At 67.5% G+C, this 15,707-nt stretch carries 12 protein-coding genes and 1 riboswitch; of the genes, 9 read left to right on the forward strand and 3 right to left on the reverse strand.

Annotation, left to right across the window (positions count from 1 at the left end):
- Positions 1–68 precede the first annotated feature (68 nt).
- The 5 genes from BLU38_RS24380 to BLU38_RS24400 are packed head-to-tail and all read left to right on the forward strand — an operon-like array spanning position 69 to position 6,585.
- Complete coding sequence (locus BLU38_RS24380; RefSeq protein ID WP_091528349.1) at positions 69–1,049, forward strand: sugar-binding transcriptional regulator; 981 nt, start codon at positions 69–71, stop codon at positions 1,047–1,049.
- 33 nt (positions 1,050–1,082) lie between these two features.
- Positions 1,083–2,207, forward strand: a complete 1,125-nt coding sequence (locus BLU38_RS24385) for a sugar ABC transporter substrate-binding protein (RefSeq protein WP_157683684.1) — start codon at positions 1,083–1,085, stop codon at positions 2,205–2,207.
- Positions 2,207–4,798: an ATP-binding cassette domain-containing protein gene (locus BLU38_RS24390; protein ID WP_091528354.1), complete on the forward strand. Its 2,592-nt coding sequence runs from the start codon at positions 2,207–2,209 to the stop codon at positions 4,796–4,798. Before BLU38_RS24385 ends, BLU38_RS24390 begins: the two co-directional genes overlap by 1 nt.
- On the forward strand, positions 4,798–5,808 hold the full coding sequence (locus tag BLU38_RS24395; RefSeq protein ID WP_091528357.1) for an ABC transporter permease: 1,011 nt from the start codon (positions 4,798–4,800) through the stop codon (positions 5,806–5,808). The genes BLU38_RS24390 and BLU38_RS24395 overlap by 1 nt, the downstream gene beginning before the upstream one ends.
- Positions 5,809–5,862: 54 nt before the next feature.
- Positions 5,863–6,585 (forward strand): amidohydrolase family protein, encoded by a 723-nt coding sequence (locus tag BLU38_RS24400; RefSeq protein ID WP_157683685.1) that lies wholly within the window; start codon positions 5,863–5,865, stop codon positions 6,583–6,585.
- A gap of 91 nt (positions 6,586–6,676) precedes the next feature.
- Here BLU38_RS24400 and BLU38_RS24405 read toward each other — a convergent pair whose 3' ends face one another.
- The 3 genes from BLU38_RS24405 to BLU38_RS24415 form a co-directional block, all read right to left on the reverse strand.
- Positions 6,677–8,461 carry a siderophore-interacting protein gene (locus tag BLU38_RS24405; RefSeq protein ID WP_091528362.1) on the reverse strand — a complete coding sequence of 595 codons (1,785 nt, stop codon included), beginning with the start codon at positions 8,459–8,461 and terminating at the stop codon, positions 6,677–6,679.
- Positions 8,462–8,465: 4 nt separating this feature from the next.
- Positions 8,466–9,326 (reverse strand): ABC transporter substrate-binding protein, encoded by an 861-nt coding sequence (locus tag BLU38_RS24410; protein ID WP_157683686.1) that lies wholly within the window; start codon positions 9,324–9,326, stop codon positions 8,466–8,468.
- Positions 9,327–9,634: 308 nt separating this feature from the next.
- A complete protein-coding gene (locus tag BLU38_RS24415; protein ID WP_157683687.1) occupies positions 9,635–10,372 on the reverse strand; it encodes a DUF2470 domain-containing protein in 738 nt (245 codons plus the stop codon).
- Between the two features lie 36 nt (positions 10,373–10,408).
- Positions 10,409–10,562, forward strand: a riboswitch (cobalamin riboswitch).
- A gap of 108 nt (positions 10,563–10,670) precedes the next feature.
- Here BLU38_RS24415 and BLU38_RS24420 point away from each other — a divergent pair.
- From BLU38_RS24420 to BLU38_RS24435, 4 genes are read left to right on the forward strand one after another with little or no spacing between them, the layout of a single operon-like run.
- Positions 10,671–12,245 carry an ABC transporter substrate-binding protein gene (locus BLU38_RS24420; protein ID WP_197679846.1) on the forward strand — a complete coding sequence of 525 codons (1,575 nt, stop codon included), beginning with the start codon at positions 10,671–10,673 and terminating at the stop codon, positions 12,243–12,245.
- Positions 12,246–12,255: 10 nt separating this feature from the next.
- Positions 12,256–13,227: an ABC transporter permease gene (locus BLU38_RS24425; RefSeq protein WP_197679847.1), complete on the forward strand. Its 972-nt coding sequence runs from the start codon at positions 12,256–12,258 to the stop codon at positions 13,225–13,227.
- Positions 13,224–14,078, forward strand: a complete 855-nt coding sequence (locus BLU38_RS24430) for an ABC transporter permease subunit (protein WP_091528371.1) — start codon at positions 13,224–13,226, stop codon at positions 14,076–14,078. The genes BLU38_RS24425 and BLU38_RS24430 overlap by 4 nt, the downstream gene beginning before the upstream one ends.
- Complete coding sequence (locus BLU38_RS24435; RefSeq protein WP_091528373.1) at positions 14,075–15,577, forward strand: ABC transporter ATP-binding protein; 1,503 nt, start codon at positions 14,075–14,077, stop codon at positions 15,575–15,577. Before BLU38_RS24430 ends, BLU38_RS24435 begins: the two co-directional genes overlap by 4 nt.
- Positions 15,578–15,707: the final 130 nt, after the last annotated feature.

The raw sequence follows: 15,707 nt of genomic DNA on the forward strand, positions 1-15,707 counted from the left end.
GATTCGACCGATTGCTACTGTCCGACTGTTCTTTTGCTCAGGTAGTGCGCAAATGCTCAGGGGATGCGATGGCAAGTGGCGAGCAGCGAGCGCTGGTTCGCGCCGCGGTGTTGTATTACCGCGAGGGATACACCCAGGCGGAGGTTGCCCGGCACCTCGGCGTCTCCCGTGCCACCGCGGGGCGGTTTCTGCAGCGTGCCCGGGATGCCGGGGTCGTGCGGATCGAGATCGTCTCGCCGGTCGCGCGGCAGGTGGACACCGAGCTGCGGCTCGAACAGCTGTACGGGCTTGAAGAAGCCGTCGTCCTGGAGTCGGCGAATCCGGCCGGACACCCCGGTGTCGAACTCGGCCAAGGATGCGCCGAGCTGCTGGAGCGCCGGCTCGGGTCGAACTCGGTGCTGGGACTCGGCTGGCAGTCCGACCCGCGGGATCCGATCTCGCACCTTGCCCGGTTCCTCAAGGAGTCGGGCAAGCCCGGCAGCGTTCCGACGACGGTGACGGTCGCGCAGCTGGCCGGGGCGCTGCCGTCGCGGGGCAACCGGCGCAATCCGAGCCGCGAGGTGTCCGATGTCGCCGATGTCTTGGGTGCTCGGGAGTATCTGATTCCGGCTCCGTTGTTCGTCGACGACCCGGACACGACCCGCCGGCTGCTCGCCGACAGCGGCATCAGAGCGGCGATCGATGCCGCGGCCCGCTCCGATGTCTGTCTGTTCGGTGTGGGTGAGGTCACGGAGGCGACGCCGCTCTATGTCAACGGTTATCTCAGTGACGAGGATCTTGCCGAGCTGAGCGCACGGGGTGCTGTCGGGGACATCGCGGGCCGGTTCTATGACGCCGATGGCCGCCCCGTTCCTGGCGCTCTGGCCGAGCGGACCGTCGGCGTGACGCTGGAGGCTCTGGCGCGAGCGCCGATGCGAATCGCAACGGCGGCTGGTGCCTCCCGAGTCGAACCGTTGCGTGCCGCTTTCACTGGCGGACTGGCCAATGCTGTGGTGACCGATGTCCCCACGGCTGAGGGCCTGCTGGCCGCCGGCACCCCACAGAACTGATCCCGTACCGCCATCACAGGCCAAGGAGCTCGTGTGTTCAGACCCAACCGGTGGATCGCCCTGGCGTTGGCCGGCCTCTGTCTCGTTGTTGCCGGGTGCTCGCTCAACGGTCCGATCTCGAGTCCGTCGTCGGCCCCGCCACCCGCTGCCGAATCCGGGAAGGTGACCGCACCGCGGTCCGGCGGCAAGCTGAAGGTGGGCATTGCCTCGCGCGAGATCACCAACGACTACAACCGCGACATCATCGCCGGTGCCGCAGCGGTGTTCAAGAAGCACGGCGCGTCGGTCGTCACCACCAACGGCGGTGGGGACGAGACGACGCACGAGAACAACATCCGCAACCTGATCAATTCCGGCGTCGATGCGATCTTCATCCAGCTGGGCGACCCGGAGTCGCTGGCGCCGATCGTCCAGCAGGCCGAGCGACGTGGCATCACTGTCGTGACCGCGGGAATCGGTTCGGCCATCAAGGGCGCGGTGACCGACGTCGGGGGTGATGAGATGTTGATGGCCGAAATGGTTGCCCGGGCCCTCCTCGGAGCAATGGACTACCAGGGCGACCTGTATGCGTTCTGGGTCCCCGGCGCGCCGCTGCTGGAAACCAGGCTGAGGGTGCTGAAGGCAGTCGTCGCCGACTATCCCCAGGTGCGACTGCACCTGGAACCGACAGATCACAGTCCGGCGAAGGTGCAGAGCCAGATGCAGGCCGTGCTCACCGCACATCCGAAGCAGGGCTCGATATCCGGAGTCTGGGGAGCCTATGACCAGATGACGTCGGGCGCCGTACAGGCGATCCAGCAGGCGAATCGTCCGGAGATCAAGGTTGCATCGATCGACGGCGATCGGACCACGTTCTCGATGCTGTACGCGCGTAACAGCCCGTTCGTGGCGACAGTGGTGCAGAACGCTCAGCGGATCGGGAGCCTTGGCGCCACCGCCGCCCTCGACGCCCGGCGTGGGGAGAAACCGCCGAAGGCAACCTTCACCACGGCCTGGGTTGCGACCCGCAACAATGGGATCGCAGCCGCCGAGGAACGCTACGGGCCGTCGATCTGGAAGAGGATCCGACTTGACCCCGACGACATCCGCCGGCGTTGGCCACAAGATCAACAAGTTGTGGTTCAGCAGCCTGTAGTGCCCTCCGACGAGGGCCGCTGATGGCGACCGCCCAGCAGGACGGCGGACTGGCGTCGACCGCTGTCGATCATGGATCGGTTGTCGCCGCATTGCGCGACGTCACGGTCGCATTCGCCGAGACCACCGTGTTGCACGGTGTCGATCTCGACCTGCACCGTGGTCAGGTGCATGCAATCGTCGGGCAGAACGGTGCAGGCAAGTCGACACTGGTCAAGGCTCTGATCGGGGTCAACCGGCTGCGCGACGGCGAGATCCTGGTCGACGGCCGGCCCCGGCAATGGCGGGGTCCGCAGGACGCTCGCGCGGCCGGGCTGGAGATCGTCTTCCAGGACCAGCCGTTGGCCGCGCATCTGACGGTGCAGGAGAACATGTTCCTCGGCCGGGAGCCGATCGCGGCAGGCGTGCTGCTGGATCGCTCCCGGATGCGCCGCACGGTCGTCGAGGTGCTGGAGGAGATCGGCGCAGAATGTGGCCCCGACGATCTGGTCGATGATCTCACCCCGACCCAGCGAGTACAGATCTCGATCGCTGCTGCGCTGGCAGCATCGCCGAAGGTGCTGATCCTTGATGAGCCGACCGCAGCCCTGGGCGCCAAGGAGAGCGAGCCGGTCTTCGCGCTGATCAAGGCCGCGACCCGTCGTGGCGTCGCGGTGCTGTACATCTCCCATCGGCTCAAGGAGATCACCACACTCGCCGATCAGGTCACGGTGCTGCGTGACGGACGCCGCGTGCTGTCCTCGCCGGCCCACGAGCTGAGCACCGATGCCATGATCACAGCCATGGTCGGGGACCGGCTCGAGACGCTGTTCCCCGAGCGGACGGCGCCGTTGGGGGAGCCCTTGTTGACAGTGGATTCGCTACGATCGGACCCACTGGTGACCGATGTCAGCTTCACCGTCCGCGCCGGCGAGGTCGTGGGCCTGGCTGGCCTGGTGGGGTCCGGCAGCGGCGAGATCGTCGGCGCCCTCTTCGGCGATCGCCCGGCGGCCGGCGACGTCCGGATCGATGGGCGTCCGGCGCTGGGCGGTTCGCCCCGAGCTGCCGTCCGTCACGGGTTCGCGATGGTTCCGCCCGAACGCCGGACCGAAGCGGTGTTTGCCGGGCTGAGCCTGCGGGACAACATCGCCGCCGCCAGTCTTGAGGCGCACAGCCGTCTGGGGATCATGCGGCCCAAGGCCGAGGTCGACACCGCGCGCAGCGTGGTCGACCGTTTCCAGGTGGTCGCCCATGGTCTCAACCAGGACTTCGCGACCCTGTCCGGCGGCAATCAACAGAAGGCGATCGTCGGTCGGTGGATGGCTCGCGGCGGTCGGGTGTATCTGGTCTCGGAGCCGACGGCAGGCGTCGATGTCGGTGCCCGCATCGAGATCTATCGACATCTCGGCGGACTGGCCGAGAGTGGCGCCGCGGTGCTCGTCTCGTCAACCGACTTCGAGGAACTCGTCGGACTGTGCGACCGGATCCTGGTCGTCCGTGACGGTCGGATCGCCGACGACGTCGCCGCGGACGAGGTCGATGTCGAGCAGCTCACCGCGCTCGCCGCCGGTCCGGTGCCGCCATCGTCGGGCGAGCTCACCGGCGACGTCGATGATCGCCGCTCGGTGACGGAGCCGGCGCAGCATCGTCGATCGGGATCGGACGGGACTCGTTCGACCCCGGTCGGTGCACGGGTCCGACAGGTGTCTGTGCCGGCGGCGATGCTGGTCGTGCTGGCATTGCTGGTGATCGGGGCCCCGAATCTCCTGACCGGCGGTTCGATCCTGGACGTTCTGACACAGGCAGCTACGCCGGCATTGCTCGCCGTAGCGCTCGCCGTTGCCTTGGGGTCGGGTGCCTTCGACCTGTCGATCGGTGCGACCGCGCAACTTACGGCGAACCTCTCCGCGGTCGCCGTCGTGGCAGGAGTGCCTCCGGCCGTCGCGGTGGTGCTGGGGGTTCTGGTCGGTGCCCTTGTCGGGTTGATCAACGGGACGGTCGCCGGGGTGCTGCGGGTGCCGTCGTTCGTCGCGACCCTCGGGATGCTCTTCCTGCTCGTCGGGATCACGCTGGCTGTCAACGGCGGACTCACGGTCCCGATCCCGCGCAGTTCCGGCTTCCTGCTCCTGGGCCAGGGGTGGCTCGCTCACAGCGTTCCGGTGATCGTCCTGGCCGCCGTAGCCGCGGTTGCCGTGGTGACCCTGATCTGGCGAAGGGCAGTTCTCGGACTCCGGCTCCGTGCGGTGGGCGACGACGCCGCAGTCGCCGGATTGCGCGGGGTCCCGGTGCGACGAACGGCGCTGGCCGGGCTGCTGATCAGTGGCGCGCTGAGCGGGCTCGCCGGTGTCATGATCGCTTCGTACAGCAGTGGGTCGACGGCCAACGACAATTCCTTGACGCTGCTGGTGTCTGCCCTCGCGGCGGCGTTCCTCGGGGCATCGATGACCAGAGGGTTGTTGTTCGATCCGGCCTTGGCCGCTGTCGGCGCACTCTTCGTGACGGCTGTCGGCGTCGGGTTGATCGCCAACGGCCTTCCGGACCAGCTTCTCACCGGTGCGCAGGGCCTCGCACTGCTGTTCGCCGTGCTGGTCGCGGTGCTCCGCCGGCGACGATTGGGACAGGTGGCGATCTTCTGATGACCGAGCTCGGCGTCGACGGCGGCGCACGCAACCGGCTGGCTCAGCTACGACAGGGATGGTGTACCCGGTTGGCAAGCCTGTCCGTGCTGCTGGGAATGGTGGTCGTGCTGATCATGATCGAGATCGCCCGACCGCTGTTCCTGACCGGCGGCAACCTTGCCGCGATCGCCGTCGACGCGACGGTGCTCATCGTGATCGCTGCCGGCCTGTCCCTGGTGATGGGGATGCGGGGCATCGACCTGTCGATCGTCGCTGTCGCCGACCTGTCCGGCTACCTCGCGGCGTCCCTGCTGCTCTCCGGGTCGTCGTTCACGACCGCAGTCCTCGCAGCACTGGTTGCGGCCCTGCTCGTCGGGATCATCAACGGCCTGCTGGCCGGCTACCTCGGCGTGCCGGCCATCGTCGCGACCCTCGCCATGAATCTGTTGGTAACTGCCGCCGTCCTGGTGTTGTCGGACAACGGCACTCCGCAACAGCTGTTCACCGCGCCGCTGGAACTGGTGCGGCCGATGCTGATCTTCGGATCGGACTCCTGGGGTCCGTTCCGGCTGCTCGTTGTCGTGGCGGTCATCGTTGTCGCAGTGATCTGGTTCCTCAGCCGCAGAACGGTATGGAGCCGTCGTGCCGAACTGGTGAACGCGAACGCGCGTGCCGCTGACCTGTCCGCGGCCCCGGTGCGCGCCACATTCGCTATCGGTTTCGTCCTTTCGGGTCTGCTGGCCGGTGTGGCCGGGATCATGCTCACCGCTCGAACCGGACTTGCGGTGCCGGGCTCGGCCGAACCGTTCCTGCTCGAAGCCTTCAGCGCCGTCTACCTCGGCTCGATCGCTGCTCCGAGCGGCCGGGTCCGGGTGCTGTGGACCGTCGTCGGTGCGATCTTCGTGACCATGCTCGGCAACGGTCTCGTGCTGCTCGGTCTGGGAGCGGAGTGGCGGTATGTGTTGAACGGGATGTTGATCTTGGTCGCGCTGACGTTGGGACTTCTGCGCCGCAGATCAACGCGGTAGTCGGCATGGTCGATGAATGAACAGGGCAACGCTATGAGTGAAGGGTGGACAGGTATGGCAACCACAGTGGATGCGCACAATCACGTCGGAGTACGGCATGGCGAGAGTCAGACGGGTGATGAGCTGATCGCGCGGATGGACGCCGCCGGCGTCGACCGCGCGTGCGTGTTCCCGTTCGTCGAGGGGGTGTTCTCCAACGACGATGTCGACGATGCGCTGCAGGGTCATGAAGATCGACTGATCCCGTTCCTCGCCGTGAACCCGTGGTCTCAGCAGGAGGCCGTCGCCGAGGTGCATCGACGTGCCGACAAGGGATACCGCGGCGTCAAGCTGCACCCGACCTTGCACGGTTATCACCTCTCCGACCTCGGTTTGGTCGGACCGGTGCTGGACGCGATCCGGGAACGCGAACTGTTGATCATCGCGCACGGCGCCTCCGACCTGCGCAACGCGCCGCCGGAATTCGCCTTGGCCGCCACGGCCTACCCGGAGATCCCGTTTCTGATGGCCCACAGCGGAACGTTCTGGTCCCACGGTCAGGCGATCCGACTTGCCGCGGACATCCCCAACCTGTATCTGGAGACTGCACGGGTGCCGATCTTCGAGGCCAGCGAGTCGGTCCGGCTGCTCGGACCGGAGAAGGTCATCTGGGGAACAGATTCGCCGTATGTGAACTACACGATGGAGTTCCAGAAGATGCAGCAGGTCGCCGACTCCGATGCGGCCCGAGCACTCGTGCTGGGCGGCAACCTGCTGCGCCTGCTGCGAATGGACTGAGTCGGCTGGCTGACCTCTCACGACGCACGAGACGGATATCGAGCCCGTCGCGCGGCGTGGCCCGAGGGCGTGCGCACGGCATCCCGGAGGACTACGATCCAGCAAAGGTCAACAGCTGCAGTTCGTCGCCCAACTCTGCGCTCGCGACAAGGTCCAAACCGGCCGCGCCGGCCAGGGTCTCGTACTCGGTTCGCGTCCGTTCGCCGCCGCCGAAGACGGTGTACAGCTGCAGATCGAAGGTCAGGTCGTGGTCATGATCATCGGCTGACGGCAGTCGTTCGATCACGTGCACCGGGGCGTCGCCGGCTGCTGCGGCGACCCGACGGAGCACCGCGACGCACTCGGCGTCCGGCCAATCGTGCAGTACCTGGGCCAACAGATAATGGCCGCCTCCGGTGGGCACTGTCTCGAAAAAGCTCTGCTCGACGATCCGGACCCGGTCGATCGTGCCGCTGTCGGTGAATCGTTGCCGGGCACGGGCTGCGGTGGTCGGCAGTTCGACCAGGGTCCCGTGCGCCCGGGGCGCGCTGAGCAGCAGTCGATCCAACAGCGTTCCGGTGCCGCCACCGACGTCGATCAGTTCACCATCGGTGATCTTGAGTTGGTCGACCACCTGATCGGCCCACGCGTCCGACCAATCGGAGAGAGCGGCGTCGAAGCTCGCACCGAGTCGTTGATCATCACCGAGGGTCTGCCAGAACGAGGCACCGGTCGCCCGCTCGAAGCCTGAGCCTTCGGTACCCAGTGCATGCAGCAACCCCGGCCAACCGTCGTCCAGCCGGGCATAGCCGCTGGCGCGGTCCAGTCGCAGATGAACGAACTCCTCGGTGAGGATCGCGCCCAGTGGTGTGAGGCCGACCGCACCGATTGCCGAAAGGGTGAAGTAACCCTCGTGTGCCAGCAGCCGGATGATCTTGGTCAGCCCGCGAGGGCGGACACCGACCCGGTCGGCGAGCTGATCGATGTCGATGGTCCGATCGGCGACCAGCTCGGCGATGCCGAGGGTGACGGCCGCCCGCACCGCGTAGGGGAATGCCAGGTCGACCCGTTCCCGCAACCGCATCTGGGCCCTGGCCGACTCGTGCTGTCCCTGGCCGGCCCGCCAGTAGCCGGCGACGTCCAGGTGATCGCGGTCGATCCCGCGATCGTCACGGAACCAGCGACGGATCGGTCGCAGCATCGACGCTTCTCCGGCCGCCCACGCATAGACCCGACCCGGTAGCCAGCGAGCAGCCCGGACCGCATCCAGCACGGCATCCGGGGACGGCGTCCGGTCCCGGTGGATCCAGCTGATCTCCAGTTCGGTGCGATGCTCCAGGATCTGCTCATCGGCGGACGAGGGGACCGACACCACGGCCGTCACCGGCGTGCCGGCCGGTAGCTCCTCGATCCGCCGCGCGATCGCCGGGAGGGCTGTCTCATCGCCCACCAGGAAGAACCAGTCGATGTCATCGGGAAGCACCGTGGTGCCCCGCGGCCCGGCGACCAGGATCCGATCTCCTGGCCTCGCCGTGTCCGCCCACTCGGCGGCCGGTCCGCCCTGGTGCCGGACGAAGTCCAGCTCCAGTCGTCCGGTCGCCGGGTCGTAGCGACGTGGTGTGTAGTCCCGGGAACGGTCCAGCGCCTCGGCCGACCAGTCCAGGTGCCCGTCCTGTTGTACCGGCGTCGGTACCGGCGCACCGGGGATGATCAATTTGACGTGGTCATCGGCATTGTCGGTGTGGAAGGGGGTGATCGCGAATCCGTTGTTCTCGAAGGCTCCGAGCTGATCACCGCCGAGTACGACCCGCTGCATCGCCGGAGTCAGCCGAAACGACTCGAGGACCTCGAGTTCGCGGATGAAGATCGGGAACGACTTCTGGGTGCGACCTGGCATGGAGTCACTTCACCTTCGACGCGAGCGGACCGAGCTGGGGGACGAGATTGTTGATCGACCACTGCAGGTTGGCCGGCGTCGGCCGCGCCAGGGACCAGGCCAGCGGCGAGGTGTCGCCCTCGGGCAGCAGACCGAGGTAACGCTTGTCGCGGACGGCGGGAATGCTGGCGAACAGCCTGTTCGTCTCCATCTTCCTCCGGTCGGCCGCGCCGCCGTTGAAGTTCACCACCAGCAGATCGCTGTCCAGCAGGGAGAGTTGTTCGGTGCCGACCTGTGGCCGTTCGCCGGTGAACTTGTCGGCGTGATCGGCCGGGTCGAAGTCGAGCTCGCCGAACAGCGTCTCGCCCGGCGATCCCTTGCCGTTGTAGAACGTGATGCCGTATTCGGCGCCATAGTTGATCGCGAAGCTGATCGATGTGCCGGCGAATTCGGGATGGTCGGCCTTGGCCTGGGTGATCAGGTCACGGGTCGAGGCGATCTGTTCCTCGGCCTCGGCGGTGCGATTGAGTGCCGTCCCGATCAACCGGATCGATTGTTGCCAGTCGAACTGGGTGCTCGCCGGCTGCTTCTCGAAGGCGACCACCGGGGCGATCTGGGACAGCTTCTCGTAATGCTCCTTCAGGGCGGTGTCGGAGGTGGCGATGATCACGTCCGGGCGACTCGCGGCGACCTGCTCCAAGGGGAGTTCGCTGTCGGACCTGCCCTGATACTGCTTCTCGATCTTCGACCGGTCATCGGCGTCGATCCACGGCCACTGCAGCTGGAAGTCCGGGGCCAGGACCGGGATCACATCGAGCGACAGCACATTCTCGGTGTCGCCGACCTGACCGGCGATCGCCACCCGGCGCGGTTCCGATTGCAGCACCGTGCTCCCGTAGGCGTCTTGAGGTGAGCGGATACCGGGTCTGCCGGTCACCCGATCGATCTCCGGAGCCAGCCGATCCCGATCCCGACGCCGAGCGCGAGGCTCCGGTTGTCGAGGAATTGCAGCCGGTCATCAGCCCGATCGCGACGACCATGATCGCCACCGTCGCCGCGCGCCATCGTCGTACCACTACCAAACCCCCATGATTCGTCGTCTGCCGTCGGGCATCTCGCCCCGCTCTGTGAGAATTCCCTGCTGAGCAAGGGATGTTGCGGTGATCGACGCGACACGGTCGCCGACCTCCTCCGTCACAGACAGGTCGTCCAGCCGGTACCGCTGTCGTCCAGTGCCAGCCGCAGCGCTCGCTGCAATTCGCGTTCGTCGGCCGGCGGGTGCGGGAACGGGATGAACACCATCTGCCCGCCGAAGCCGCCGACCGTCTCCAGCTCGAAGCCGCCGCAATCGATGGCGCCGATCGAGGCGCCGGCCACCGCATCGTGCGGTACGCCGAGCAAACCGGCGCTGACCGCCCGCAGCTCATCGGCGTGATCGGCGTTCAGGTGCGCAGCGATCACGGCGCCGGCGGCGATGATCGGATCCGGACCGGCCATCGCATACTCGTCGACGGTGATCGGGTGATACTCCGTCTCACCCGGAAGCCGGATCGCCGCGGTCACCACATGGAACCCGATGAGTCGGGTGATCCGCCGACTGACGCAGTGGGAACAGTCCTGGTGATCCCGCCTGATCGCTTCGATCTTGGGTACCGCCTCGGTGTCGGCCAACGGCCAGAACTGACCGACCAGCCGGACGAGTCCGAGCCGGGGGTGCAGACCCATCTCGATCCGCCCGCAACCGGCGAACAGCAGCTCATCGGCCACCTCGTCGTCGGTCAACAGGATCGGGGAGCCGCATTCCTGGTAGTAGAGCGCTGTTCCGGCCTCGTCTCCGGCAGCCCAGGCCAGTGTCGAGCTTGCGGACAGGGCCGAGCGCGCGCGTTCGGCGAACGACAGCTGAATCAGACGGCTACCCACGGAACTGACCACGAAGGTAGGTTAGCCTTACCTCACGGATTATGGAACCCCGGACACGCGGAGTGCGGTGTGCCCGAGGGAAGACGCTTCGCTACGCTGTGCGAACACGTCAGGGAAGGCCGGTGAGAGTCCGGAGCTGCCCCGCAACTGTGAGACCCGGATCGGGTCGAAGCCAGATACCTGCCGTGTGAAGTACCCAACGGTCACGACTACGCGGGTGGTCCGGTCCGAACTCAGCGCATCCTCCGGGATGCGCTGCCGTCCGGTTCCTCCCCGTCGCGTGCCCCGTCGCGAGGGGAGACACAGAAACGTGGACGCAGACACCGCGGATCACGGACGGTCGATCGGCCGCCGAGGTCTGTTGGCCGGGACGGCTGCTGTGGCAGGGGGAGTGCTGCTGCCCGGCTGCTCGAACGGAACCCCCACCAGGGCCACCCGGGGTGCAGGGAATTCCACCATTGCCGAGTTCACCGCCCTGTACGAGGGTGCGGGTGCCAGTGAGGTGATCGATCCCGGCGTCGGGACCATGTTCATCGACGAAGCCCGGGCCAAACACCTGTACGACGGGCTGTTCGAGGTCGACTCGACGATGACACCGGTACCGCGGCTTGCCGAGTCGGCCGAGCCGAATGCCGACGGCTCTCGGTGGCGGCTCAAGCTCCGCGACGCGCGTTGGCACGACGGCAGTCCCTTCACTTCCGCCGATGTGCTGTACACCCTGCGCCGGATCCTCGGACGCCAACACCAGGCCAAGTCGTTCGTGGCGGCGAGCACCCTGGCGGCGATCGATCCGGGAGCGTGCCGGGCCATCGGCGAGCGGACGGTCGAACTGGTGCTCACCTCGCCCTCCTTCGATCTCCCCGCGATGTTGACCTCGTACGGGACCAGGATCGTCCGTGATCGGACCAGCCGTTTCGATCATCCGATCGGGACCGGGCCGTTCCGGTTCGTCTCGTTCGCCGCCGGCAGAGAGCTGACGGCCGAGGCCAACGACGACTACTGGGACGGCAAGCCGCGGATCCGGACCCTACGCATCCTGAGCACCGATCAGTCCTCGCGTCCCGCCGCTGTCCAGAGTGGCCAGGCGGACTTCGCCGATGCATTGTCGCCGTCGGCGGCTCAGGAGCTGCGCCGCCGCGATGATCTTGAGGTAGCCGCGACTGCCAACAGCGGCATCGTCTACTTCGCGATGAAGACCGACCGAGCGCCCTTCGACCATCCCGACGTCCGCCGCGCGATGATGCACCTGGTGGACCGCGAGGAGTTGATCAAGGTCGCTCTGCAGGGACAGGGTGAGCTGTCGAACGACGTCTTCGGCCGCGGCTACCGCTACTACGCCGACGACCTGCCGATGCACCAACACGACCCGGACCGAGCCCGCGGGTTGCTGCGTCGCGCCGGGATGCGGGGGCTTCGGTTCGATCTGTTCGTCGCGCCGGTGGCCGGTGGGTTCGTCGAGGCTGCTCGACTGTTCGCTGCTCAGGCTGCCAAGGTCGGGGTGACCGTCGAGGTGAAGGTCGGCTCGAAGGACACCTACTACACCGAGGTGCTGACCAAGGGGGCGATGGTGATGGGACAGTCCGGCCCGTTGGCGATCCCGTACCACTTCGGGTCCCGACTGCTCAGCGATGCACCGAAGAACGTCACCCGGTGGAAGGACCCGGAGTTCGATCGGATCTATCAGCACGCGCAGCAGACCTCGTCCGACACCGAACGGGCCCGGTCCTACCACCGGTTGCACGAGATCCTCCACGACCGTGGCGGCTACATCTTCTGGGCCACCACACCCTGGTTGACCGCGGCCCGGAAGGGGTATCGCAACATCCCCGCCGCCGTTCCCAATGCGCTCGACTGGGCTCGTTTCGACAAGGTGGCGCCACGATGATCATTGCCCCGTGACGATCCCGTCGAACAGGTCGGTGCACCGTTGGGTACTGCGGCGGGCCGTGATCGCGGTGCTGCAGGTGCTGGTGCTGCTGATGCTGATCTTCGGACTGTCGGTGTTGTTGCCCGGCGATGCCGCGGACGTCCAGAGCAGTGATCTGACGACATCGGTCCAACGGGAGACGACGCGCCGGCTGCTCGGGCTGGACGTCTCGCCGGTGTTGCGCTTCGCCAGCTGGCTCGGTCGTCTCCTGCATGGCGACCTCGGAATCTCTTATGCGCAAGGAATTCCGGTCAGTCAGGTGATCGGCCTCCCGTTGGCAGAGTCTGCGCTGCTGGCGTTCCTGGCGACGGTGCTGCTGGTACCGATCGGCGGCCTCCTGGGCTTCCTCGGCGGGTTGCGGCCCGGCGGCTTGCCGGACCGGCTGATCACCACGGTGGCGGTGCTGCTCGATGCCATCCCCGAGTTCGTGCTGGCCGTCCTGCTGGTGTCCTGGCTCGCCGTCGGTGCCGGACTCGTCCCGGCGACGGCGATCGGTGTCGATCTTGCCGGGCTGATCACTCGGCCGATCTACCTGGTGCTGCCGTTGCTGATCATCACCGCGCGGACGGCGGCCCCGGTCGTACGCCTGGTGCGGGCCGGGGTGATCGACGTGATGGACCGTCCCTACATCCGCCAGGCGGCCCGGCTCGGTGTGACGCGGTGGTCACTGCTGGTTCGGCACGTCGCCCCGAACGCCCTCGGACCGGCGATCCAGGATCTGGCGCGGACCGGCAGCGGCCTGCTCGGCGGTGTCCTCGTGGTGGAGGCGATCTTCGTGCTGCCGGGGATCGCCACCACGACGATGGACGCGATCTCCACCCGTGATCAGCCGGTCCTGATGGCAGTGATGTTGATCATCGGATCGGTGTCCATCATGATCAATACGGTGGTTGATCTGATCGGCCGCCGCTTGGTGCCGGCAGGGGAGCTCGTCGGATGAGGGTCGGCGTTCGGTTGCGCCCGGTGGCGTACGGCGTGATGGTTGCGATCCCGGTGCTGGTGGCGGTGCTCGGTCCGTTGCTGGCCGGGCAGGCACCGCAGACCAGTCAGTCACCGTTCGGTCCATCGACCTGGTCACCGTTCGGCACCGACCGGTTGGGGCGCGATGTGCTCGCCGCGGCGCTGCTGGGTGGCCAGTCGCTGGTCCTGGTGACCGGAGCGACGGTGCTGGCCGGCTATCTGGTGGGCGGTCTGCTCGGGCTGCTCGCGGCGGCGAGCAACCGAGCCTGGCTGGAGGACGTGATCATGCGTCCGCTGGACGTGCTGCTCTGCCTGCCGGCTCTGCTGCTGGTGATGGTCGCCGCGTTGCGCACGGACGGGTCGACGGTGCTGGTCGCGGTGGCCGTCGGCGGCACCCTGGTGGCGCCGATCGCCCGCTTCGTCCGGATGGCCGCACGGGGTGTCGTCCGGGGGCCGGTGATGGAAGCGTTGCGGATGCAGGGTGCGGGTCCGGTCCGCCGCTACGGAGGCTATGCATTGATCGAGATCGCCCGGCCCGTCGCTGCCGACGTCGGTGTCCGATTCGCCGCCGCGACCTACGTGCTCGCCTCGGCGAACTTCCTCGGCCTGGGTTTCGACACCACGTCAACCGACTGGGCAGTTGCGGTCGCGGCCAACAAGGACGGCTTGTCCGCGGCGCCGTGGTCGGTCTATCTGCCGGCCGGCCTGATCGTCCTGCTGGTGCTCGGCGTCAATCTGCTGTCCGACGAGCTGCTCGCCGATCCGCGGCGGTTGGCGATCCGGGAGGCGTTGCGGGCCGTGGACGATCCGGTGCGTTCGGTGATCCGGTGATCAACATCGCGCAGGATGACGTCGCGGCGGCCCTGCTGTCCGCCACCGGACTCGGGGTCTCGGTCGGGGAGCGGTGGTTGCTGCGGGATGTCGATCTTGTGCTGCAGCCAGGCCGGGCCGTCGTCGTCTTCGGACCGTCCGGTGCCGGGAAATCGACGCTGGCCAAGGCGGTCGCCGGGGTCGAGATGCCCGGCCGGCGGGTGGTCGGTCGGCTCCAGCAGCGAGACGGGCAGCCGGTCAGAGTGGGCTATCTGCCCCAAGATGCCGCCCAGACACTGAATCCGGCCCGCCGGATCGGCCCGGCACTGACCGAACTGGTGGCACTGCGTCCCGGGCGCACGAGGAGACGATCCCGGCGCACCGAGAGGCGATTGCGACGCGCCGACGTCAAGGCGGTGCTGGCCCGCGCGGCGTTCGAAGCGGCCGACGGCTTGTTGGATCGGTTCCCGCACGAGTTCTCCGGTGGTCAACGGACCCGACTCGCGCTGGCTCAGGTGCTGGCCGTCGACCCCGACCTGCTGGTGCTGGACGAACCGACAGCCGGGCTGGACGCGGTCAGTAGGGCGGAGCTGATAAACGTGCTCTGTGGCCTTCGGGATGCCGGCCAGTCGATCTTGGTGGTCAGCCACGATCGGTACGTGGTGCAGCGGCTCGCCGATCACACGCTGTCCGTACGAGACGGCCGGGTCAGTCGTACCGAGTCGATCGCGGTCGTTGGAGCCGATCGGGATGACCGCGTGCTCGCACCGTGCCGCGCTTCGAGGGATCGGTTGCAGGTCAGCGATCTGAGCGTCCGATTCGGCGGCAGCACCGTGCTGTCCGACCTGACGATGTCGATCGCCGAGGGGGAGCAGCTGGCACTGGTCGGCCGATCCGGCGCGGGGAAGTCGACGCTCGGCCGGGTGCTCGCCGGACTGACCCGCCCGACCAGCGGCGTCGTCGCCTGGGACGGTACGCCGTTGCGGCCGTTGAGCCGCCGGAGTCGACGGCGGATCGCTCAGATCCAGTACGTCTGGCAGGAAGCGGACGCCTCCTTCGATCCGCGCCGGACCATCCTCGATCAGGTTGCGGCGACGGCGGTCCGGCTGCGACGTTTGCCCGTTGTCGAGGCGCGGTCCGAGGCCGCCGCGGTGCTCACCGAGCTCGCCCTGAGCCCGGCCGAGATCCGACGGCGACCGGGGCAGCTTTCCGGTGGCCAGCTCCGCCGAGCAGCGTTGGCGCGTGCCCTGCTGGCGCGGCCGGACCTGCTGATCTGCGACGAGATCGGCACCGGTCTCGATCCCGCGCTGGCCGAGGTGATCTACCGGACCGTCGACCGCTATCGCCGGGACAGCGGAGCGAGCGTGCTCGCGATCGGCCATGATCTGAGCGATCAGCTGCGGCACGCCGACCGGATCGCGCTCATGGACGGCGGCCGGATCGTCGAGGTCCGCACCGTCGAGGATCAAGGACCCGGGTCGCCGCCGATGCGCGAGCTCCTGACGGCGGCCCGCCCATGAAGTCTCAGGACATCGGTACCACTTCTGCCGGTCCCGCCGATCGGCACACCGCGCGAAGTTCGGACACTCGTCCACTTTTCGCTGCGTGACCGTTGGCGTACTGCGCGAAGTTCGGACACTCGTCCACAAT

Source organism: Microlunatus soli, assembly GCF_900105385.1.
In the GTDB taxonomy this organism is placed as follows: Bacteria; Actinomycetota; Actinomycetes; order Propionibacteriales; family Propionibacteriaceae; genus Microlunatus; species Microlunatus soli.

What these genes read in the sequence shown, in the direction of transcription:
- BLU38_RS24430 (WP_091528371.1), top strand. Translation starts at nt 13,224, where the DNA reads ATGAGGGTCGGCGTTCGGTTGCGCCCGGTGGCGTACGGCGTGATGGTT.
- BLU38_RS24405 (WP_091528362.1), bottom strand. Translation starts at nt 8,461, where the DNA reads ATGCCAGGTCGCACCCAGAAGTCGTTCCCGATCTTCATCCGCGAACTC.
- BLU38_RS24390 (WP_091528354.1), top strand. Translation starts at nt 2,207, where the DNA reads ATGGCGACCGCCCAGCAGGACGGCGGACTGGCGTCGACCGCTGTCGAT.
- BLU38_RS24380 (WP_091528349.1), top strand. Translation starts at nt 69, where the DNA reads ATGGCAAGTGGCGAGCAGCGAGCGCTGGTTCGCGCCGCGGTGTTGTAT.
- BLU38_RS24395 (WP_091528357.1), top strand. Translation starts at nt 4,798, where the DNA reads ATGACCGAGCTCGGCGTCGACGGCGGCGCACGCAACCGGCTGGCTCAG.
- BLU38_RS24400 (WP_157683685.1), top strand. Translation starts at nt 5,863, where the DNA reads ATGGCAACCACAGTGGATGCGCACAATCACGTCGGAGTACGGCATGGC.